The sequence below is a fragment of the Chryseobacterium viscerum genome, from assembly GCF_002899945.2.
Taxonomy (GTDB): domain Bacteria; phylum Bacteroidota; class Bacteroidia; order Flavobacteriales; family Weeksellaceae; genus Chryseobacterium; species Chryseobacterium viscerum.
Genome location: NZ_PPEG02000006.1, coordinates 115,171 through 137,656, shown reverse-complemented (window position 1 = coordinate 137,656; position 22,486 = coordinate 115,171). Strand labels below are relative to the sequence as shown.

At 34.8% G+C, this 22,486-nt stretch carries 26 protein-coding genes; 8 read left to right on the top strand and 18 right to left on the bottom strand.

Translation table 11 applies throughout. From position 1 onward, the window contains the following. The first annotated feature begins 85 nt into the window (after positions 1-85). On the top strand, positions 86-556 hold the full coding sequence (locus tag C1634_RS15120; RefSeq protein ID WP_034696982.1) for an Lrp/AsnC family transcriptional regulator: 471 nt from the start codon (positions 86-88) through the stop codon (positions 554-556). Positions 557-625: 69 nt separating this feature from the next. After that, positions 626-1,003 carry a hypothetical protein gene (locus tag C1634_RS15115; RefSeq protein ID WP_103231618.1) on the top strand — a complete coding sequence of 126 codons (378 nt, stop codon included), beginning with the start codon at positions 626-628 and terminating at the stop codon, positions 1,001-1,003. Between the two features lie 78 nt (positions 1,004-1,081). Here C1634_RS15115 and gwsS read toward each other — a convergent pair whose 3' ends face one another. The 5 genes from gwsS to C1634_RS15090 form a co-directional block, all read right to left on the bottom strand. After that, complete coding sequence (gene gwsS / locus C1634_RS15110) at positions 1,082-2,152, bottom strand: grasp-with-spasm system SPASM domain peptide maturase (RefSeq protein WP_103231617.1); 1,071 nt, start codon at positions 2,150-2,152, stop codon at positions 1,082-1,084. Positions 2,153-2,201: 49 nt separating this feature from the next. Next, positions 2,202-3,014: a GLPGLI family protein gene (locus tag C1634_RS15105; RefSeq protein ID WP_109738705.1), complete on the bottom strand. Its 813-nt coding sequence runs from the start codon at positions 3,012-3,014 to the stop codon at positions 2,202-2,204. A gap of 264 nt (positions 3,015-3,278) precedes the next feature. After that, a complete protein-coding gene (gene gwsG / locus C1634_RS15100) occupies positions 3,279-4,181 on the bottom strand; it encodes a grasp-with-spasm system ATP-grasp peptide maturase (protein WP_103231615.1) in 903 nt (300 codons plus the stop codon). Between the two features lie 37 nt (positions 4,182-4,218). Further along, positions 4,219-5,109: a hypothetical protein gene (locus C1634_RS15095; RefSeq protein WP_109738704.1), complete on the bottom strand. Its 891-nt coding sequence runs from the start codon at positions 5,107-5,109 to the stop codon at positions 4,219-4,221. Between the two features lie 59 nt (positions 5,110-5,168). Then, positions 5,169-5,369: a grasp-with-spasm system A modified peptide gene (locus C1634_RS15090; protein WP_103235272.1), complete on the bottom strand. Its 201-nt coding sequence runs from the start codon at positions 5,367-5,369 to the stop codon at positions 5,169-5,171. Between the two features lie 810 nt (positions 5,370-6,179). On the opposite strand from C1634_RS15090, the gene C1634_RS15085 reads away from it, so the two are divergent. The 5 genes from C1634_RS15085 to C1634_RS15065 all read left to right on the top strand — a co-directional run bounded on the left by C1634_RS15085 (position 6,180) and on the right by C1634_RS15065 (position 8,901). Beyond that, positions 6,180-6,713, top strand: coding sequence for a DUF4303 domain-containing protein (locus tag C1634_RS15085; RefSeq protein WP_103235273.1), 534 nt, complete (start codon positions 6,180-6,182; stop codon positions 6,711-6,713). A gap of 39 nt (positions 6,714-6,752) precedes the next feature. Beyond that, positions 6,753-7,289, top strand: coding sequence for a DMP19 family protein (locus C1634_RS15080; protein WP_103235274.1), 537 nt, complete (start codon positions 6,753-6,755; stop codon positions 7,287-7,289). A 14-nt stretch (positions 7,290-7,303) separates the two neighbouring features. Continuing rightward, complete coding sequence (locus tag C1634_RS15075) at positions 7,304-7,855, top strand: hypothetical protein (protein WP_123921470.1); 552 nt, start codon at positions 7,304-7,306, stop codon at positions 7,853-7,855. A gap of 73 nt (positions 7,856-7,928) precedes the next feature. Then, positions 7,929-8,408, top strand: a complete 480-nt coding sequence (locus C1634_RS15070; RefSeq protein ID WP_103235276.1) for a hypothetical protein — start codon at positions 7,929-7,931, stop codon at positions 8,406-8,408. Beyond that, positions 8,386-8,901, top strand: a complete 516-nt coding sequence (locus tag C1634_RS15065) for a hypothetical protein (protein ID WP_228410087.1) — start codon at positions 8,386-8,388, stop codon at positions 8,899-8,901. The genes C1634_RS15070 and C1634_RS15065 overlap by 23 nt, the downstream gene beginning before the upstream one ends. 201 nt (positions 8,902-9,102) lie before the next feature. Here the strand turns inward: C1634_RS15065 and C1634_RS15060 are convergent, their stop codons facing one another. Together C1634_RS15060 and C1634_RS15055 are read right to left on the bottom strand one after the other, a co-directional pair. Then, positions 9,103-10,047, bottom strand: a complete 945-nt coding sequence (locus C1634_RS15060; protein ID WP_103234047.1) for a transketolase family protein — start codon at positions 10,045-10,047, stop codon at positions 9,103-9,105. A gap of 97 nt (positions 10,048-10,144) precedes the next feature. Next, positions 10,145-10,999, bottom strand: a complete 855-nt coding sequence (locus tag C1634_RS15055; protein WP_262509920.1) for a transketolase — start codon at positions 10,997-10,999, stop codon at positions 10,145-10,147. A 554-nt stretch (positions 11,000-11,553) separates the two neighbouring features. On the opposite strand from C1634_RS15055, the gene C1634_RS15050 reads away from it, so the two are divergent. Beyond that, on the top strand, positions 11,554-13,791 hold the full coding sequence (locus C1634_RS15050; RefSeq protein WP_103234045.1) for a reprolysin-like metallopeptidase: 2,238 nt from the start codon (positions 11,554-11,556) through the stop codon (positions 13,789-13,791). A 69-nt stretch (positions 13,792-13,860) separates the two neighbouring features. Here C1634_RS15050 and C1634_RS15045 read toward each other — a convergent pair whose 3' ends face one another. From C1634_RS15045 to C1634_RS14995, 11 genes are all read right to left on the bottom strand, one after another. Next, positions 13,861-15,420, bottom strand: a complete 1,560-nt coding sequence (locus C1634_RS15045) for a sodium:solute symporter (protein ID WP_109738703.1) — start codon at positions 15,418-15,420, stop codon at positions 13,861-13,863. Between the two features lie 216 nt (positions 15,421-15,636). After that, a complete protein-coding gene (locus C1634_RS15040; protein ID WP_185145137.1) occupies positions 15,637-15,924 on the bottom strand; it encodes a GNAT family N-acetyltransferase in 288 nt (95 codons plus the stop codon). Between the two features lies 1 nt (position 15,925). Further along, positions 15,926-16,321, bottom strand: a complete 396-nt coding sequence (locus C1634_RS15035) for an OsmC family protein (protein WP_109738702.1) — start codon at positions 16,319-16,321, stop codon at positions 15,926-15,928. Next, positions 16,321-16,539, bottom strand: coding sequence for a (4Fe-4S)-binding protein (locus tag C1634_RS15030; RefSeq protein ID WP_103232767.1), 219 nt, complete (start codon positions 16,537-16,539; stop codon positions 16,321-16,323). The genes C1634_RS15035 and C1634_RS15030 overlap by 1 nt, the downstream gene beginning before the upstream one ends. A 1-nt stretch (position 16,540) precedes the next feature. Beyond that, positions 16,541-17,119, bottom strand: coding sequence for a TMEM175 family protein (locus C1634_RS15025; protein ID WP_103232766.1), 579 nt, complete (start codon positions 17,117-17,119; stop codon positions 16,541-16,543). Next, positions 17,112-17,651 (bottom strand): NADPH-dependent FMN reductase, encoded by a 540-nt coding sequence (locus tag C1634_RS15020; protein ID WP_109738701.1) that lies wholly within the window; start codon positions 17,649-17,651, stop codon positions 17,112-17,114. The genes C1634_RS15025 and C1634_RS15020 overlap by 8 nt, the downstream gene beginning before the upstream one ends. 14 nt (positions 17,652-17,665) lie before the next feature. Further along, positions 17,666-18,565, bottom strand: a complete 900-nt coding sequence (locus C1634_RS15015; protein WP_109738700.1) for a pirin family protein — start codon at positions 18,563-18,565, stop codon at positions 17,666-17,668. A gap of 56 nt (positions 18,566-18,621) precedes the next feature. Then, entirely contained in the window at positions 18,622-18,933 is a 312-nt protein-coding gene (locus C1634_RS15010) for a GNAT family N-acetyltransferase (RefSeq protein WP_103232763.1), read from the bottom strand. 150 nt (positions 18,934-19,083) lie between these two features. Beyond that, positions 19,084-19,959, bottom strand: a complete 876-nt coding sequence (locus C1634_RS15005) for a pirin family protein (protein ID WP_103232762.1) — start codon at positions 19,957-19,959, stop codon at positions 19,084-19,086. Positions 19,960-20,085: 126 nt separating this feature from the next. After that, on the bottom strand, positions 20,086-21,489 hold the full coding sequence (locus tag C1634_RS15000; RefSeq protein WP_103232761.1) for an MFS transporter: 1,404 nt from the start codon (positions 21,487-21,489) through the stop codon (positions 20,086-20,088). Between the two features lie 141 nt (positions 21,490-21,630). Then, positions 21,631-22,473 carry a hypothetical protein gene (locus C1634_RS14995; protein WP_228410086.1) on the bottom strand — a complete coding sequence of 281 codons (843 nt, stop codon included), beginning with the start codon at positions 22,471-22,473 and terminating at the stop codon, positions 21,631-21,633. Between the last annotated feature and the right edge of the window lie 13 nt (positions 22,474-22,486).

Here is a 22,486-nt window from a genome sequence, read left to right as displayed (position 1 = left end):
TTGATATATATTTTTTAGTTAAATTATTTTTCGTAAATTTGCAAAAAATACATAGATTTTTTAAAGAAATTGTAATTTAACTAATATGAACTATCAACTGGACGAAATAGACAAGAAGATTCTTGATTTCTTAGTAGAAAACACAAGAATGCCTTTTACTGAAATTGCAAAGCAGATGGACGTTTCTGCTGGAACAATTCACGTAAGAGTGAAAAAGATGGAAGATGCAGGTATTATTTTGGGATCATCTCTTAATATCGATTATGGTAAATTAGATTACCACTTTACAGCTTTCATAGGTATCCTTTTGACAAAATCAAACCGTACTCAGGAAGTATTGAAAGAATTGTCAACTTTACCAAACGTAATTGAGGCTAGCGTTATTTCCGGAAAATATAATATTTTCTGTAAAGTAAGAGCTAAGAATACGGATGATGCTAAAAGAATTATTTACCAGATAGATGACATTCAGGACGTAATGAGAACTGAAAGTATGATTTCTATGGAAGAATTCTTAAGTGACAAAAACAGACTGATCAACGCTATCTCTGTGTAAGTCAAATTTTAAACGAATAATTATAAAAGAACTTATGAAATCTCTCATAAGTTCTTTATTTTTGTAGGTATGGAAGAATACAGTTATTTTGACGAAGATCCGAAGAAAGGATGGGGATTTGTTCTGGCATTTGCAGCTTTGATGTTGTTTACCATAATGGGCCTGGGAATTGATGTGGATGAATATTTGCAGCATGAATACCTGCAGATTCCGAGGTGGTATTTCTACGTTATTTTTTCAATTGATGTACTGATGATGCTGGGGCTGGTACTGATGTTTTTCTACAGAAAAGTGGGGATCTTTATGTTCCCGGCTTTACTAGTGATGCACTTCTTTATGCACAATTACTATCTGTCTACATTTTTGTATACAGATGTTACCAATCTTTTCCTGTTTACAGGATTCGGAATGCTTGCCATTATCCCGAAATGGAAATTTTTCAAATAAGATCTAATTAGAATAAGATAACAAACCGCTTTAAAATTTAATTTAAAAGCGGTTTGTAAACACAGGATAGAAAAAATATTATCTGAGTTCCAGCGAATGGAAAATTTTTTGCTTTAAAGGATTCTTTGTCCAGTTTTCCCATCTTCCTACATAGGGATTGTAGCCGCATTTTAAAGGTTTTGATACATCTGCTCCTTTTTTGTTTTTAACGGCATTTTCGGTATACGCCCTGCAGTCTGTGCAGACATACCGGAACTCACAGTCTTTGCAGATTTCTATATTGTCTTTGGTGAGGTCCCAATATTTTTTGAAATCCGGTTGAGTTATTGCTTCTTCAAGGCTGTGATTATGGATATTTCCAAAACTTTCAATCATCAGCGGACAGTTTTTGATATTACCGTTTCTGTCAATGCCTATCTTTTTATACAGGCAGGAATTGTGGTTCATTGCTTCCAGCACTTTTGGAAGGTTGGTATTGAAATATTTCAGTTCCACTTTTCCACAGGCAGATAGTTTCAGATCATCTTCAAGAAAATGAAGTGAGAATCTATATTCATCTTTAGCTTTGAAAGGAGATTTCGAACAATTGTAGAAAATGAGGCTGTATATTCTGACTGTATTTTTTTGAAGAACCTGTATAAAAGATAGGTTTGTTTCCTGATGGAAGGGAGAAAATATTTCTATCCCTGATAACACTGAGTTTTTAAAGAGATCATCAATTTCTATAAACTCCTTTGTTGTTAATGGTTTTATACTGTAAATAACCAAATGCTTACTTCCAAAGTTTTCTATAGACGGTTTTATTTTTTTCAGTAACTCAATGTCTTCCATTTCTACAAAAAGATCTGTAATGATACTGGGGTCATGGTAATCATAAGAAAAGGGAGGAAAGTTTCTGTCCCAATCGTTTTCAGTAACAAATCCATATTCTTTTTCCAGCAGGAGATTGATATATTCCTGAACAATTTCTCCGGATTCTGTATCGTAATCTTCCAGGATATCTTCAATAGAATGAGTTTTCAGCTCTGCTATAAGCTCATACAGCTCCAATGGATACAATTCTGAGGCATTTCTCTGCAGATCTGAGATGAGTATCCGGGTTGCTCCTTTGGTGATCAGGATGTTGCTGAATAGATTAAAATAGTTCATAAGTTAATTAAGTAGAGATTAATTGCTTTCTTGGAGAATCTATATTATTTTAAAGTTTATGATATTCGATTTTATGATTGAGTTCAATAGGATTATTGTTTTTTCTGATATTTTCTTGCTCGTCTTTATTCATTTGCCTAATATCAAAATCAATAACATTTCCGTGAGCATCTTGTATGATGACCTTTTTTGCATTTCTGATTTTTTGTTCCATTTCAGCATTGGGGTTTTCATAATATGATTTTGCTAATTGATCATATTTATTCCAATCAATGACTATTGCTTTTTCTCTGGCATTAAATAAGTTGGCGGATTTTTTAATTTGTATTAGGTCGAATTTATAATCTCCACTGCTGTCTGTTATAGAAATAATCAATCCAGGTAAATTGTTAAAAATATAAGGACCGTCATTAATAGGGATATCATTAGAAAACCATGCTGTCCATTCTCTATTTCCGTAGGTAGTCACGGCTTTTTGAGAATTATATATTCCAATTTTTTTCTTTTCTGAAGATATTTCCCATTTTATGGTTTCTTCAATAGGGAGAAGATAGCAGAATTGCCCATTTGTGATTAATTTTGATATTTTATTTTTTGAAAGATCTTTCTTTATATAAAATTGATTTTCAAAGCCTGAAGAAAGCATTGGTGAGCGATTATTTATTTTCAATGAATCTGATTTCCGATCCATATTTTCTCTGAAGACAGATTCTTTATCTACAAAATCTAAAATCATTGTTTTTGTGGTAAATTCATCAGATATTTGATGATTTAACCGATAATTCACTTCATAAATAAACCTCATTTTTTGTCCGAAACAGAATGAGGTTAGTAATACAATAATTAAACTTAATTTATTCATTTTTTACATAATTATCTGTATTCAACTTTTTGATTGAGCTCAATAGGATTATTTCTCTCTATGATTCTTTTAACTATAAAATATTTCATAATAATCGGGTTAGTGATTTAAGTGGCTTTTCTCTAGGATAATTTGCTGTCTGAAATTTGTCCGAGCTCAAATAGTATAAGGAATTACTATTTAATTTACTTGTATTCTTAGTTTTAAAAATATCAAGATATTTGAAAGTTAGTGGAAGTTTACTTTTTTCTTTATATAATCTTTTCATAAATATTCGGCCAATTTTTGTTCTAATGAATAGTTACAAGTGTGGGATAAGCTTGAAAACTGACCAATTGGATTTATTTCCAGGAAATAATATTTCTCTCCCATCTTTATAAAGTCTAAAGAACCACAATTGATATCTAAAGACTTCATTAATAATCCAATTTTCTCTTCTATATATTGGGGAAGAGCATATGGTACATTTCTGTTTGGCTTTTTTTTGTTGTATTTTCTAAAATCTGTTTTCGTTTGTTCATCATTCTGTGAAAAAATTGCCATAGACCAGCAATTACCATTCAAATAAAATGTTCTTATTTCAAAGTCTTTTTCAATTTTTTCTTGAAAAAAAGTGATGAAAAAATCATCATTTTCATGTTCTTCAACTACAGTTGTATACATAAACCCACTGAAGTCTTTTTTTATTTCATCTAAAGTTACATTTCCAGTGATTGTTTTTATAATGGTTTTATTAAGTTCGACCTGGTTCGTATTTTCTGCCAAAAAATAGTCAGGGATGTCAAAACCCAATTCTCTAGCTTTATCAAGTACAACAAGCTTGTTGACATGTGAGGTACTTTCCTTATTGATATGCTTTTTGGATTCGAGAGTTTGTTGTATATAGTCTTCAAGCCAATATTGAGTTTCATTCATATTAAGAAGAATTGAATGATTATGGTATTTCAAACGATTGAAATTTAATCCGCCCCTCCTATACCAAACACTTTCAATTTCATCAATAAAAAATCTATTGCGGCTGCTTTCAAGCAAAATTCTTTTTTTTATAGTTTTTATCTCAAATACTTCATCTTCATGAATCCGAATAAACTTCTTTTTCATGGCCATCAAATGTCTGATTACTTCTATAGTTGCCGTTTCATTTTTCTGGGAGATTATAAGTATCATAAGTGTTTTTTATGTGTAGAATAATTGTAGAGATATGTTATTGCTTTATTTTCTGTTGAAAATCTTTGGTAATCTTTGAAGATTGTTTTAGGCTTGGAAATCCTACTGCTCTACGGCTTTTGTTTATGCGTGCCGAATCTGATGTACTAAAATTAGGTGTAGAATAATGAATGAATATCCCGTAAATAGTTTCAAAATGGTTAATATATTGATGTTTATCCACCATCTCAATGTATTCTCTGGGGGTACATTCCCCTGACTTTACATATTCCAATAGCTTAACCTCAAAATACTTATAATTCTGTGACCCTCCCATATGATTGAGCAGTACACCCATTGGCATAAATCTGTTATTGTTGCCTGTCAGTCCAATTTTTTGCTTTGATGGGAAACCATAATTTTTAAACGTCCATAAGAGGAGATTGGCATTTTTTCTATCGTTGATTTCAACTATTGGTCCACTTCGTTCATTATATTGATCTCTTTCAAATGCAATAGTGAAAGAATCAATCAATGTTTTATTTAACTCCTTTTTCCATTGATTAACTTTCCGTTCTACTGTTATACTATCAATCCCATATTTTTTATAAAGTTTAAAAAAACACACATCTTCTCTTTTATATTTCCAGTATGGAGCAACTTGTGCTATTAATTTATCCAAACTTCTATGCCCTCCGAAGTTTTTATTATAGCGGTCAGCATATTTAATGTAGTTTTCATATTCTTCTATTCTTTCATTTTGTGACGGAGGATACTTTTTAAACAACTTTTTATATTGTTTGATTGTTGCAAGAGTATCTTTATTTATTTTAAGTGTACTATCAATAGCATAGACTTTATTATAGTATTCAATATAATTCAGTTTTTTGCTTTTACAGGAAAAGAAGAATAACACAATAAGTAATATGAAATTTATTTTTCCATTCATTGTTGAAATTTATATTCCGGTTTTTTGAAAAAGGAGGGGAGTTTCCCCTCCTGTCATATTTAATCGATAGTTAGTACGGCTACTTGCTTTCCATCAACGCAAATAACAGTGTCACCAGTATTACCTGGCTGACCATTAGGTCCGGTCTCGCAGGTCGACTTTTCATTTGTTGCTCCTCCACCAATAATACTTCTTGTATTTGCTAATTTTTTGTTTTCTAAAGAAGAGAAGTCTCTCTTCATTCCATTTAATTTTTTCATGTTGGTAATTTTTGTTGTTGTATGAAATCATTTGTGTCATATAATCCCTGACATTGGGGTGGATCATTCTTCTATTTATCATGCACTGTACACATACAATTTAAAAATGGAGAATGTATTTCGTCAACGTTGATTGGAGTAAAACTATAAATATTTAGATCACGTCGGTGGGATAAAATGTGCAATTCATTTGTTTTTTATTCTATGCACACATGCATATTTAGAACTGGATTATAGGTAGAATTGGTGAAATATCTGAAATTTGGAAAAGTATAAAGTGAAGTCTGATCATGTAAAGAAAATATCAGATCATTATAACATGTTGCACGGGAATATATTCTATTGTACAATAAGTTGAAGGAGTGTTGAAAATCAATGTTCTAGTACCTTTTTTGTGAGGAAATTTTGTATTTCTATGGATTCTTTTGCAAAAATGAAAAGTATTTAACAAAAAAGGTTCGGGTAATCGTCATCGAAATGAAGATTTTGGACTCAGAAAATCATTGATAATTCTTATCATGAAACAAATATGAACGCTTATAAAAACAAATTTTCCCGGAAATATCACTAGATTGAGAAATGATATAACAGAATATCAATGAAAAAAAATATTCTCAGAGAAGCAGAATATATTCTTGACCATAATAACATTTTTGAGGATTGATCGAAGAAATTGCAAGTCTGATGATTATAAAATTCTAAAATAAGTTATTCATAATCATGAAACTGGCTAGACATCTAAAAAATATAATGCGTTGATTTGGCAGGATAAAGGTAATTTTACCGCCCATTTTAAAAAAGAAATGAAGTATGAATTTTGAAATTTTGAAACAGCAGATAGAAAATGCTGCTAAGAAGGCTTTTTTAGAAGTGTATGAAAAACATGGAGCTGAGGGGATGTACAGCTTTGCATTGTACAGTGATGAGGGAGCAATGACGGTATGTCCTGCTGCCAATACAATGAAAGTAATGGAAACGGCAGATGAAGATGACGTTCTTTATTATAAATATGAACCGGCAGAATGGATCTATGAAATGAAAGGAGCCGATAAAGAATTCAATGAAATCTGTACTCAATTGAGGACAGAATTGGATAAACATGACGAGGATGATCAGTGGTTTGAAGGTTTTCAGGCTACACTTTATTCTACATGCATCGAAGTGTTGGAGAAACTTAAAAATGAAAACTTTTTTACACAAATCACTGGCAAAGAGGTATTCCTGATATTTACGGTTTCAGAGTATGAGTTTGAGACAAAAGATCTGCAGGATATTATCATCAGACTCAATGATAACGAATACAAAAGTGAATATCTGGACTGGATGGCTACCTGGGGCAATTAAAAGAATGAGGAATTAAAAAAACACTTTAAATATATACATATGAAGACCGATAAAATAATTGTCTCAGAAGCCTCTTATAAAAGCAGCGATCCTTATGATATAATCCGCTCCAATATTTCTGTAGTAAGCCTCTTAGACGAAGAAGGAATAGAAGAAGAGAATATGCATGAAGATTCAATTACCAGTTACTATGTTGATTATTACATCAGTCAGTATAAAAACGGAAACTTTTCTCAGTTTGTATGGAACTCCGGATGGTCGACAGAACTTAACAAGATCATTGAAGGTGGTTTAAAGAAAATAGGAGCTCAAAAACATTTGGATCTTTTTCTGGAACAGTCCTCAAAGGTAGAGGGCTTGAATAAGGTGGAATTGGAAACGTTTTTGGAAAACGAATATTTTGGTTCCAATCCCACAAGAGATATCTTGAAAAATGATTCATTTTACAGCCTTGAGGAAAACTTAACAGAGCTTCATGCCCAATGGTTAAAAAATCATCCGGATCTGAAAGTTCTGACTATCGATGACATGTTTTCAGAGCTTGAGAAATGGGTAGGAAGGGAAATTGAGAGATAATATTAAATTCTTAAATGAATAGAGTTATGGAAGACCTTAAGAAACTTAATATTGAACTTGAACACTATCTGAATGGAATTAGTATCCCGCTTACTGAAGATTTGATTCACTTGTTGGAAGGTAAAGGAATTAATTACCTTAACGGCAATACTCAATCCGATATCAAAGCTTTTTATTTTGAATATGAATTTGAATATCTGAATATCATCTTCTGGGGTGTTGACAGTAGAGGTAAACTCACAACAGAAACAATCTCCCTGCCAGCAAAAAAAAACAAGAATGATGATGAAAAGTGGACTGCATTGATTCCAGAAGAAATATGGCAGAAAGCTTCAGATTTTCAGGATGATTATGAAGAGGATGATTTTGATGAAATTCTGGATGAATATAATGATGAAAAATACCGACTGTTTGAACAGTGGTTTTTTACATGCTGGAAAAAAGCATCGGAACAAACCAACATACAAATGGATGCCTATTTTTCCATTCACGATACCTACTTCAGAACAGATCTGAATACTCTCAAAACCCTTAATGAAGATGAAATTGCCCAGCGTTTTGAATAGATGGAATCTTTGATAAACCTATTTTTATAACAGTACACCCCAAAACAAATTATCAACAACAATTATATTAATTATGAACAATTACAAATTTTACAAACAAGAAGGAAACCAATATATCTTTAAAAATCAGCCCGTATTTGTAATGGTGCTTTGTATTTTCTTTCTGATCGTAGCAGGATTACTTTTTAATAGTGTAAGAACTCTTAGCTATGTTCTTATTGCAGTGGTAGTGCTTATTTTGATTAATTTTTTCACCAAGAAATTCATCATTGATATGGACCGAATGACCATTACAGGAAAACACACCATTTTTGTTCCGGCAAGAACCTATCCGATAGAGAATTTCAGAAATTTTCATGTACTGGCAACAAAATACATGGGTTTTATTACCACCAATGTAATGCTGTCTATTTATTTTGAAGTAGAGGGTAAAGAGAAGAAACTTACAATAGGACAGGCTATTACCCAAAAAGGAATACAGAAAATGGTAAACGAAACAGAAGATATTATGAACATCAACGGAGCAGACAATGAACGTAACAGACCGTTATAAATTTGAAGAAAACGGAAGTGAAATAAGCTTTATGCCCAATTACAATTTCCTGCGTACTTTGTTGTGGTGGCTTGCCTTGGGGGTGATTGCCCTTCCAGTAATTATTTATTATTTTATGGATAAAATGTCCAGAGACCAGTTTAATATTGCGTTGGTAATATGGGCAATTTACATGATTTACTTCCTGTTTGATCTGATTTTCAGAGTTCCTGTGAAATATGTATTTGATAAATCTGAGAAGTGTATTTACAGAAAACTGTTAATTTCCAAAAAACTCATGAACTTTGATGAAATGATCTATTTTGTGAATGATGAAAGAGGAACGTATTATTATTCCATCGGGAAAAAGAGAAATCAGTTTGTAAAAAACTATAGAATCAGCAACTATTTTTCCGGTTCCAAAGCTTCCGGCAGAAGAGAAGATGAGTACATACAGGAAATCTTATCTCCTGTTCTGATCGCTGTAGGAATTCCTATGAATCAGCAAGAATAATAAAAATTAGTAAAGAAAAGTAGGGTTGAAGCTCAAATGACGACTATAAGTATTACCATTCCCATCCTTTGGAGGGGTGGCGAAAATTCAAAGAATTTTTGATGGGGTGGTTATATACGCAACTCAATCAACTTTCTACAATAAAAAAACGCGGCGGTTTCGAAGAAACCGCCGCGTTTTGTCTATATAAAATAACTTATCTTAAGCTAAAATTTTCTTTACAGCTTCTTTCACTGCAGCAGCATCTATTTTATACTTTTTCATCAATTCAGCAGGGGTTGCAGACTCTCCGAAAGTATCATTTACCGCTACGAATTCTTGTCTTGTAGGTCTTTTTCTTGCAAGCATACCCGCAATAGATTCTCCTAAACCACCAAGGTAGTTGTGCTCCTCAGCCGTTACAATTTTACCTGTTTTTTCAACAGATTTTAAAATGATCTCTTCATCCAAAGGCTTGATCGTGTGAATGTTGATTACTTCACAAGAAATACCTTCTTTCTCAAGCTCATCAGCAGCCAGAAGAGATTCCCATACAAGGTGTCCTGTTGCAACAATCGTTACATCAGTACCTTCTTGAAGCATGATTCCTTTTCCGATTTCGAAAGGCATATCTTCAGGGATGAAAACAGGAACTACCGGTCTTCCGAATCTTAAATATACAGGACCTTCATGGTCAGCAATCGCCAATGTAGCAGCTTTTGTCTGGTTGTAGTCACAAGTATTGATTACCGTCATTCCAGGAAGCATTTTCATCATCCCGATATCTTCAAGAACCTGGTGGGTAGCACCATCTTCTCCTAAGGTAAGACCTGCGTGAGATGCACAGATTTTTACATTTTTATTAGAATATGCAACAGATTGACGAATTTGGTCATACACTCTTGAAGTAGAGAAGTTAGCAAAAGTTCCTGTAAAAGGAATTTTCCCTGTGATGCTAAGACCTGCAGCAAGACCAATCATATTCGCTTCAGCGATCCCTACCTGAAAGAATCTTTCCGGAGCTTTTTCAATGAATTTCTCCATTTTCAAAGAACCAATAAGGTCTGCACAAAGTGCTACAACATTAGGGTTTTTATCTGCAAGTTCAGCTAATCCTGCTCCGAATCCTGAACGTGTATCTTTTTTTTCTGTATATGTATATTTCATTTTACTAAAGTTTTTGATAACTGATAAATGAAAGCTGATCAACAATATTATAAAGTTCTGTGATCATCATTTACCATTAATAATTGATCATTTATAATTAATAATCAGCCGGAGCTTCTAGGTACAATTGCTTGAATGCTGTGTCCAGTTGCTCATCATTAGGAGCTTTACCATGCCAAGCATGAGAACCCATCATATAATCAACTCCGTAACCCATTTCTGTATGAAGAAGAATAACAACCGGCTTTTCTTTTCCAGTTTCAGTTTTTGCTCTCTCAAGAATACCAATTACCGCTTCAAGATCGTTTCCATTTTTCTCTTCCAAAACAGTCCATCCAAAAGCTTCCAGTTTTGCACGAAGATTTCCTAATGAAAGGACATTGTCTGTGCTTCCATCAATTTGTTGTCCGTTATAGTCAATTGTAGAAATGATGTTATCCACCTTCTTAGCAGAAGCATACATGAAAGCTTCCCAATTCTGACCTTCCTGCAATTCCCCGTCTCCATGTAGAGTATATACCAAAGAGTTGTCTCCATCTAATTTCTTAGCCTGAGCTACACCTAAAGCCACAGAAAGACCTTGTCCTAATGACCCTGAAGCCACTCTGATTCCCGGAAGACCTTCATGAGTTGTAGGGTGACCTTGCAATCTTGAGTCTAATTTTCTGAAAGTACTTAATTCCTGTACCGGGAAAAAACCAAATCTAGCTAAAGTAGAATAGAATACCGGAGAAATGTGTCCGTTTGATAGATAGAAATGATCTTCATTTTTACCCTCCATTGTAAAAGGCAAAGTGTAATTCATTACTTTTCCGTAAAGGGCTGTGAAGAATTCTGTACAACCTAAACTTCCACCTGGGTGACCAGAATTTACAGCATGAACCATTCTTAAAATGTCTCTTCTGATCTGCGTAGTAAGAGTTTTTAACTCTTCAATACTTTTACTCATTATATCTGATTTATTTACATGCGAATTTACAATTTTTTACCGGCTTATGGAAATGCAAAAATCCAGATATAAAAATCTAAATTTTGACTAATTTGAATATTTTTCCGCTTTTAACAGCCTTCGTTAAGGTAAACGGAAATTTCAGTAACGATATTAGTAACAAACTTAAAGCTTAATAAGGTTCCCGCTTGGCTGTCTTCCAGATTGAAATAACCGGAATATTTAATCGTTTTGTTATTTTAATTTATGTTTTTTTTATTCTAATGGACTTATATTATCCGTTTCAAAGATAATTAAAATGCTAAAGTCTATAAAATCAGTTATTTTGATAAAGAGAAAAATCAAAAATTTACTTATTAAGTTGAATGCTTTGTGGTAGCTTGATTGTTGTTTTTTTGCAATTGAATATTACTTTTTTTTGAATTTTCATATGTGATAATTGGATTAATTTAACTAATTTTATAATTCTAGCTTATTTGAATTATTGATCTTTAACTAACTATTATTTAGTTTTTGGTCTTATTGTTTGGATTAATAAAAATTACATACCATTATATATGAAAATTAAACAATTATTTTATTTGGGGATATTCGTCATATCCATTTCCTCAGGGAAAGCACAGGACTTCTTTACAGTCATCAGTGAAAGATCCATTAAAGCAGATCCTAAAAAGAGAACAGTACAACCGGAAAAGTCATTGACGTATACCTTGGATGTGGCTGGAATGAAAAGCTATTTTAATTCTGTTCCGGAACTGAAAGACAGTGATCGTAAAGATAACGCACCTATTATTGTACTACCAATGCCTGATGGTACAAAAGCAAAGTTCAGAATCTGGAAATCTTCCGTAATGGCTCCAGGACTGGCCAGCCAATTCCCTCAAATTGTTACTTTTACAGGACAGGGAATGGATGATAAATACGCTACTATAAAACTTGATTTTACCGAGCTGGGATTCCATGCACAGATAAAATCCGTGGTAGCTGGAGATACTTATATCGATCCTTATGCAAAACTGGATATTAACAATTATATCATTTATAAAAAAAGTGACTTAATTGATAAAACTCCAAGGTCTTGCGGAGTACAAGATGAAGATGATACTCCACTGGGAAAAAAAAACGCTCAAAAAACCACAGCTCCAAGCGTAGGAACTCAAATTAGAGTTTTTAGGTTTGCAGTAGCCTGTACAGGAGAATATGCAGTAGCGGCAACCGGTACAGCTACGCCTACTGTTGCACAAACGCTTTCAGCAATTGTAACTTCTGTGAACAGAGTGAATGGAGTGTATGAGCAGGAAGTAGCTTCAAGATTGGTATTAGTGGATAATGAAGCCAATGTAGTCTTTACCAATGCTGCTACAGATCCATTTAATGGAAATAATTCTGCGGGTACATTAATTAACGAAAGTCAGACTCAGATTGATTTACTTATAGGAAATGCCAATTATGACATCGGACATACTTTCAGTACCGGTGGTGGTGGATTAGCCGGATTAGGAGTAATCTGTAACAATGGAAATAAAGGAAGAGGGATCACTGGTTCACCGAATCCTGTGGGAGATCCTTACGATATTGATTATGTAGCCCATGAAGTAGGGCATCAGTTTGGAGGTCCACATACATTTAATGCAACAACAGGAAGCTGTGGAGGAGGAAACCGTAGTGCAGCCAATGCTGTAGAACCAGGAAGCGGTATTACAATTATGGCCTATGCAGGGATTTGTGGAAGTGTTAATAACTTAGCAGCCAACAGTATACCTACTTTCCATACCAAATCATACCAGTCTATTACGACGAAAGTTCAGTCTACAACATGTCAGGTGACGATTCCTTCTAACAATTTTGCTCCTACAGTAAATGCAGGAGGTGATTATACCATACCTAAGAGTACACCTTTTAGATTAGAAGGATCGGCTTCAGATATAGACAACAATCCACTTACGTACTCATGGGAACAGAATGATGTAGGCCCGGCAAGTGACTGGAACGTACCAACATTAAATGCTGCTATATTCAGATCATTTGTTCCTGTAACGGTTCCTTACAGATATTTCCCTAAAATTACAGATGTAATCAATAATACAGTAAGCAAAGGAGAAATTTTACCATCTTATGCCAGAACAATGGAATTCAGACTAACTGTAAGAGATAATAATGCAGGCTGTGCTGGAGTATCCAATGATGATGCCATTATTACTGTTGATGGAAATTCCGGACCTTTTATTGTAACAGCACCTACTACAGCGGTAAGCTGGGCAGGTAATTCTACTCAGACGATAACATGGGATGTAGCAAATACAACAGCATTTCCTGTGAATGCTGCTACTGTAAATATCTACCTTTCAACAGATGGAGGGCTTACGTATCCTACCGTGATCTTAGCTTCCACTCCGAATGACGGTTCTCAAACGATTACCATTCCTAATGTGACTACTACACAAGCAAGAATTATGGTAGCAGCAGAGACGAATGTTTTCTACAACATTAACCCTATTAACTTTACCATTACTCAGACGTTGGGTGTGAGTGAAGCAGCTGCTAATCAAGATGTATTCGTAGTATATCCTAATCCAAGTAAAGGACTTCTGAATATCAAATTTACCAACTCAAATGAAGTGTATGATATTACAGTGTATGATGTAAGCGGAAGATTAGTATTCAACCAGGCAAATAACAAATTGAACCATGATAAAGTAGGTACTTTTGACCTATCTCAACTGATAAAAGGAGATTATCTGATCAAGGTTAAATCTAAGAATTTAGAGAAAACAATCAAGTGGATTAAAGAATAAATAATCCATCATTAAATAAAAAAAAGGCTGTCTTCTATTGAAAACAGCCTTTTTTATTTTGTATAAAGATTAAACAACTTTTAAATATTGTTTGTTTTTCACCAGCCATAAACCAATAAAGGTCAGAAGCCCGTTAAGGACAATCAGTTCTACCCCAATTCTGTAATCAGTATAAGTTGTAACCGCCAGATTGATGAAATAAGTCAATACAGGAGCTAAAAGAGTAACCGCAAGAATAGAGTATTTTCTGGAAATCTGAAACTTGGTGAAAATTCCAAAAGCAAAAAGTCCCAAAAGCGGTCCATACGTATACCCTGCAATTTCCATGATCAGATAAACAATAGACTTGTCATTCAATGCTTTGAAGACCATAATCAGGATGAAGAAAACTACTGTGAAAATTAAATGCACTTTCATACGAAGGCGTTTTTTCTCTTTTTCAGTTTTGGTTTTATCTTCATTAAGGTTTAATAAATCTACACAATAGGAGCTTGTTACAGCCGTTAATGCCCCGTCTGCTGAAGGGAACAATGCTGAAATCAATCCGATAATGAAAATAACGGAAATAGCCATTGGGAAATATCCCTGAAGTGATAAAGCAGGGAAAAGGTCGTCTCCCATTATATTTTTAATATTTCCTGCTGAATCTTTAAATCCAAAAATATTAGTTATCGTTTCAGAGTTCAGAGTTCCATATTCAGCGCCGTGCTGGATCGCAAAAAGATAAAGTAATCCTCCAAGGAATAAGAAGGCAAGATTTACCAAAAGAAGAGTTCCTGCAAAGGTCAGCATGTTTTTCTTTGAATTCTTAAGATTGTCTACAGAAATGTTTTTCTGCATCATTTCCTGATCCAGTCCAGTCATGGCAATCGTAATAAAAATCCCTCCCAAAATGGTTTTCAGGAAAAAAGTTTTGGAATTAGGGTCAAAATTAATGAAATGAGTATAATTTTTCTGTTCCAGAATCGTATACGCTTCACCAAAAGATAAATTCAGGTTTGATAAAATAAAAACGATACATGCTACAAGACTGATAATCATAAAAGAAGTCTGCAGAGTATCGGTAATAACAATAGTCTTTACACCGCCTTCAAAAGTATACAGAAGGACCATCAGCAAAAGAATAAGAGAAGTCACCCAGAAAGGCACTCCCAGACCCTGCAGTAAGAAGATCTGTAAAACATTTACCACCAGATATAATCTTGCTGTAGCACCAATGGCTCTTGAGATAATAAAAAATATAGAGCCTATTTTATGTGCCTCCACATTGAATCTTCTACCTAAATAGGTATAAATGGAAGTCAGATTCATCTTATAATAGAGGGGAAGCAGTACGGCTGCAACAATAAAATACCCAATGAAGAACCCAATGACCATCATATAGTATTCAAAACCTCCGTAAATATATTCGGAGCCGGTCATTTTACCTACAGTTCCCGGAACTGAAATAAAAGTAACCCCGCTTAAGCTGGTTCCTATCATCCCGAATGCAACGAGCCACCATTTACTCTTTTTATTACCGATAAAAAACGACTGGTTATCAGAGTTCCTGCTAGTGAAATAAGATATCACCAAAAGGCCGATAAAATAAATGAAAACAAATAGCAAAAGGATAGTTCCTGGATTCATGCTTGATTTTTAAATTTTAGCAAATATATAAAAAAGATCAGTCGTGAATTGCGAATTTACAAAGCTGTCAGTTTTATAGTGAATGATGAACCGTTAATTTGCTTTACAGTTTATTTTGATAAGTGCTCTGGATATAGATTTTGTTTAAAAAATTAAAAATAAAAAACCTTCCAGAAATACTCTGAAAGGTTTGTATGGTAAGGGTGGAAACAGTGACTAATTCACTAATACATCCTGAAGTTCCTCACTTTTCTGAAAACTTGCTTTAGCGAAAGGACAGAGGGGAATAATCTTTTTCCCGTTTTTCCTGGCAAAATCTACTGCTGCCAGAAGCATTTCCTTACCTACACCTTTTCCGTTGTAGGATTCTTCCACCTCCGTGTGGTCTATAATAAATCTTTCTTCTCCTGCCCAGGTATAGGTCATCATTCCTGCGCGTCTTCCATCTATGAAAGCTTCAAAACTTCCGTGTTTTTCGTCGTTGTTTTGTTTTACTTCGATCATGTTATGAGAATTTAGTTAGTATTTCTATGTCGTTAGTTAATATTTTATGAACAGGGCAGGCATCAGCAATGGTATGCAGTCTTTTCAGCTGCTCCTCATCCAGAACACCTTCAAAGGTGATATCTCTTTTGAAAACAGCTCTTTTTGTTAAGGGATAATTTTCAAGTTCTACTTCCACATTGATGTTTTCTACATCCCATTCCTTTCTTTCAATGTACATTCTCAGCGTAGCAGCTGTACAGCTTGCCAGTGATGTAGCCAGAATTTCCATAGGATTAAAACCTTTATTCTGTCCGCCTTTATCAATCGGTTCATCAGTGATGATCGTATTTTCGCCCGCTGTTACTTCTGTATAGTATTTTGTTTTTCCTAAACTTGCTTTTACTGTTACCGCCATTATTTTTCTGTATTGAATTTATAACTTAATGCACCTGAAGGGCATAAGTCTACCTGTTTTTTAAGTTCTTCCGGAGTTGCATTTTCTGCTTTTATCCAAGGTCTTTCTTTAGGATTGTAGACTTTTGGAAGTGTTTTTACGCATATAGCAGAGTGGATACACTTTTCAGGCTGCCAGATGACAGTAATGTTACCATTGGGATATTCGTGTGTTTCCATATCAATTTTCTTTTAATGTTTTTTCGATTCTTCTGTCCGGAATCAGCCATATGAGAGCCACGAGATAATAAAAACCTATGGCAATATAAGGATAAAAAAATGAAGTAGCGATCCCGAGGACATAAAATATAATAGAGATATATTCTTTGTATTTCGAGTGAATGGCCTCTTTCAGCTTTGAATCTTCACCCTCGCATTTGATGATGACATGCTCCAGAATGGTGTAAGCAATCGCTGCCATAATGAGCCCGATACCATAAACTGCTACTGGGTTTTTGGCAAAACTTGTAGTGCCGATCCATTCTGTGGCAACAGGCATCAGGGAAAGCCAAAACAAAAGGTGAAGATTGGCCCAAAGAATACTGCCATTTACTTTCTTTACCGTCTGAAACAAATGATGATGATTGTTCCAGTAGATTCCTACATAAATAAAACTGAAAATATAAGCCAGGAACTTGGGAAGGAGAGGTTTGAGACTTGTCCAGCTATATCCCTCAGGTACTTTTAGTTCAAGTACCATGATGGTGATAATAATAGCGAGGACACCGTCGCTGAATGCCTCTAATCTTCCTTTATTCATTCGTTGTAATCTGATTTTTAAAGTTTTGTATTTTATCTTTCAGATCCTTCAGAATATCCGGATTGATCACTCCGCTTTCCATATCAAAATTTTCATAAAACTTTGGTAATGAAAAAGTATCCTTGATATCTGCTGCAAACTGTGGGAAAAATGTTTTGGCTGTATTCATTACATTTCCGCCGCCATAACCTCCGGGAGACGTGCTCATCAGAAGCATAGGTTTATTCTGAAATACTTTTACATTAATCCTTGAAGACCAGTCAAAAACATTTTTAAAAGCAGCGCTATAAGAACGGTTGTGCTCCGCAAGAGAGCAGATGATCACATCACACTCCTCAATAACTTTTAAAAACCGATGGGCTTCATCCGGAAAACCTTTCTTTTCAAGATCTACGGAGAAAACAGGCATTGTGAAATCGTTGAGGTCGATCAGATTGATTTCTTCATCCTGAAAATCTTTCAGAACAAATTTTACCAGTTCCCTGTTGATAGAAGTGGAAGAAGTACTTCCGGCAAATGCTAATATTTTCATGATCTGAACTGAATTTATTTTCTGTTTAAAATAGCCTTAGGAAGCGGAACATATTCTTTTTCGTCACCCGGAACCAAAGGAAAAGCATCATGATTCTGATCATTCCAGTTTACTTTAGCCTGGTCGAGCTTTTCTTTATCTGAGTTAACGAAATTCCAGAATATAAAACGTTCCTCATCAAATGGTTCACCCCCAAAAAGATAAACTGTTCCGTTTTCGCTCATATCAAATTCACAAAGCTTGGTGTCTTTAGCAACCATCAGCTGTTTTGAACCATATGAGTTTCCGTCTGTGGTAACGGTTCCGTCCAGCACATACATGGCAGCTTCTCCGTAAAGATCTTTTCCAATGCTTATTTTCTTAGCGTCTTTTGTTTTGATCTCAATGAAAAATAGCTTGCTGTGTACAGGAACCGGAGATGTTCTGCCAAATGCTTCACCGGCAATTAATTTATACTGAATGCCATCTTCTTCCCAAACCGGAATATCATCCGCTTCACTATGATGAAATGTAGGCTCCGATTGTTCAAGATGCTTCGGAAGTCCTACCCAAATCTGGAATCCGTGAAGTCTTTTATCACTGTGTCTTAAATATTCAGGCGTTCTTTCTGAATGTACAACGCCTTTTCCGGCTGTCATCCAGTTCACAGCACCCGGTTTTATTTCAAGAGCACTTCCGATACTGTCTCTGTGGAAAATAGAACCCTCCAACAGATACGTTAACGTAGATAAACCGATATGCGGATGAGGCGGAACATCAAGGTTTTGATAATCCTTTAATTCCGAAGGGCCCATATGATCAATAAAAACGAATGGTCCAACAGCTCTTTTTTCACGGAAAGGAAGAAGCCTTCCTACCAGAAAGTTTCCGATATCTGCTGCTTTTTCTTCAATGATAAGTCCGATATTTGACATGATGATGTGATACTTTTTAAAATGTTATTAAATAAATAGGTGGTTTTGCTGAAGGGTTAAAGTTTGTCATATCCTTCAAATTTCTCATCCACGATACGTTTCCATTCAGGATGCTTCTTGATAAAAGCAAAAACGTAAGGACAGAATGGAAGAAGCTTTTTTCCACTTTCTTCAATATAATTCAGTGTTTTCTCAACTACGGCAGCGGCTGCACCGGTTCCTGCCAATTCAGGCTCTGCTTCTGTGTGTACCAAAGCAATCTGGTGGGTAGTCTCACGATAATCGATGAATGCGTAATGCCCGTTGAATTCTATTTCAAATCTTTTTTCCGCTTTTACAAGAGGAATATTTTCAAATTCTGCTTTCATGTATTTTGTATTAAGAGCGTTCTGTTTTTTTAACAGGATTTGCTCATTATGACAGTTAAACCTTATAGGTTTCTAAAACCTATAAGGTTTGCCATCATATAAAGTTAATAAAAAAAGGAATAATCAATGATTAAGATAAATTTAAATCTTTTAATCTTCCAGATATCCAAATTTTCCGGTATTGAAATCTTCGAAGGCCTGCATGATTTCTTCTCTGGAATTCATTACAAAAGGGCCATGAGGAAAGATGGGTTCGTTGATAGGCTCACCGCTGATGATCAAAATAATAGAATCTTCTTTTGCTTCTATGGTGAAAATTTCGCCCTCATTTTTAAACAGTGCCAAATGATCAGTTTTCACATTTTCCTCGCCGTTGACGATGATACCTCCTTCAATAACCAAAGCGGCAGTATTGAAGTGAGATGGAAAATTAAATTCGGCTTTTCCTCCTGCTTTAAGCTTTGCATTCATCATATGAAGTGGAGTGAAAGTAGAAGCAGGACCTTTATGACCGCTATACTCTCCGGCAATTACTTCTATAAAACCATTCTCCCCTAAATCGACTCTTTCCATTGCAGAGTTTTCAATAGCCTGATATTTTGGACAGCTCATTTTATCTTTTGCCGGAAGATTCACCCAAAGCTGAACCATCTGAAAAATTCCTCCTTCTTTTGCCCATTCTGTTTCATGATACTCTTTATGAAGAACACCTTTTGCTGCAGTCATCCATTGAACATCACCCTCTCCGATAACGCCACCGCCACCGGCACTGTCATGGTGTTCTACTTTTCCGCTATAAGCTATGGTTACTGTTTCAAAACCTCTGTGTGGATGAACTCCCACACCTCTTGGTATTTCTGATCCATTGAAATGAAATTTCGAATTGTAATCCAGCATAATGAACGGATCCATTCTTTTCATTTCTAAACCAGGCACTCCCGGAATAAAATTATGAACCCTGAAACCATCGCCTACAAAATGTGCAGGTCGTGGAGATACTACGATTTCTACTTTTTTAGTTGCCATCACATTGTTGATTTTTTATATAAGCAAAAATATCATAGTTATCAACGAAAAGCATTGATCTGTGATAAGTTCGTAGGTAGGATGAAGAGTGAAAAGGCAGATGTTCGGAATTGTGATTTTACCGGACTATTCTTCCTTCGACTTCATGTTTTTTCCATCCGAAATATGGAGTCTTCTGAAAACAAACCCAGATATAATCGTCAATATTCCTACGGTGAGAAATGTGTACCGGAATGCATTGTGAATTTCACCTTTGATCAGGTCTGTATTTTCAAATAGTTTTAAAACAATCAACCCGAATGCTATTCCAAATCCGATGGCCAGCTGTTGATTCACCGAAATTAATGAGTTTCCACTGCTCGTCTGGAAATTCCGGAGGTCGGCAATAGAAATAGTGTTCATAGAGGTAAATTGGATAGAGTTGAAAAAACCTAGTACAGCGATAATTGGCACAAACCAATATAAAGAAGTGTGTATATCAGGAATAGCGAGCAGACAGATCAGGGTACCAATAATGAACGTATTTACCATTAAAGTCTGACGATAGCCATATTTATCTAAAATTTTAATAACAGATGATTTCCCGAAGATAGCTGTTAAAGCCATGGGAGCAATGATCCAGCCTGAAGTTACGGCAGATTGTTTGTACGCAATCTGAATCATGAGTGGAAGGAGTAGCGGAACAGAGCTGATGCCTAATCTGGTGGCAAGATTTCCTACAATACCTACACGGAAAGTTCTTACCTGAAACAGATTTAATGGAAATATAGGATTTCCTCCTCTTTTCGCATGTTTATAATAATAGTACAGGAACAGGAAGCCCATGATAAATACAAGTAAAACGGGGGAAATATTCTGCATATCTCCAAAAAGTTCCAACGAAATGGAAAGCAGGAGAGAGGCGGCTGCAAAAATTAAAAAGCCTTTTAAATCAAAATCTACATCGTCAGATTTATAATTGGGCATAAATTTTAACCCCAAAATAATTCCCAAAATGCCAATAGGAATATTAATCAAAAATATCCAGTGCCAGGAAAGATAATCTACCATATAACCTCCGACTAATGGACCCAGTACGGGACCAATAAGAGCTGGGATAATAGCAAAATTCATGGCCTTGAGCAATTCGCTTTTATCAAACGTTTTGATCAGTGCCAGCTTTCCGACAGGGGTCATCAAACTTCCTCCAACTCCCTGGATAACCCTTGAAATAACCAGGTGGGTAAGATTTTGAGACAAGGAACAAAACAGAGAACCTAAGCTGAACAATATCAATGAAAAGATGAATATTTTTTTTGTCCCGAACCGGTCTGCAAGAAATCCGCTTGCAGGCATAAAAACCGCTAAGGTCAGAACATAGCTGATAATGGCGTTCTGCATATTGAGCGGAGATTCTTTCAGGTCTTTTGCAATAGAAGGCAGGGAAGTATTAAGAATTGTGGAATCCAGCATCTGCATGAAAATAGCAGTAGCGAGAATCAGGGGAAGTATTTTCTTTATGGATGTCTTTTGTGTGCTTACTTCTGTCATTGGGTATAGGCTGGGCAGTCAAAAAACTTCCAGACTTATTTTTATGTGAAGAAATTGCTTGCTTTAAGCGGTTTGATCTTTAGATCAGGAAATCCATATAAAATTAAAAAAGTCCTGCGAGATTTCACAGGACTTTTTGATTTATTTTCTAGGTTTTTCTACTCCTTTCCATTCGTCACCGGCTTTTCTATACTGGCTTAAGATGAAAGTTTTGAAATCCTTTGTTTTATATTCAATGTTATCAGTGTTTTGTTCAAACGGCATGATGTAATAATAATCGATATCCGTTTTGTCAGATTTGTTTCCTTTTTTTACAGAAGGAACATATTTTGAAAACTTATAGCTTGGAAGATATTGTTTCAGTCTAGCGTAGAAAGCTTTATCTTCTTTTTCGTTAGGAATGATATCTACAATGTTTAGATCGTCTTTTTTCTTATCGATCCAAAGGTAATATGTTTTTTCTTCCCCAACATTTCTGTTGACAGAGTTGAAAGCAAATAGTTCTTTCGGTACAAGCTCCTTGATTTTTTCAGGATCTACCTTTGTATAATACTGACCTTTTGAAGGATCTACATACGTTTCAAGGTTGTACATTAAAACAGAATTGTTTTCAAATTTTTTATTTTTAAAATATTGATTTAATGATAATTCTGCTGTAGCCCTTAGTTCTTTGGCTCTACCGTCCAATTTTTTGGTTGGATTCTGAGGGTTTACATATTTTACAAACTCATATAAAACGATTGGTTTTATATCTTTAAGGTGAGGATACGTTTTCAGCTGCTCTGCTTTTACAAGCCAGTAGAATTGTTGATAGTAGTCATCTTTATCTGCATCTTTCACACTCTTATAAGCTAAAGCAAGCTTTTTTGAATTCAGATATTTGCCATATTTTCCCTGTCCAAAAGCAAAACTTATGGCTAATAAAGCAAATAAAACAGTAAGGTTTCTTCTCATTTTTTTATAATTGATATTTTCGTTTTCCAAATATAATTATTTA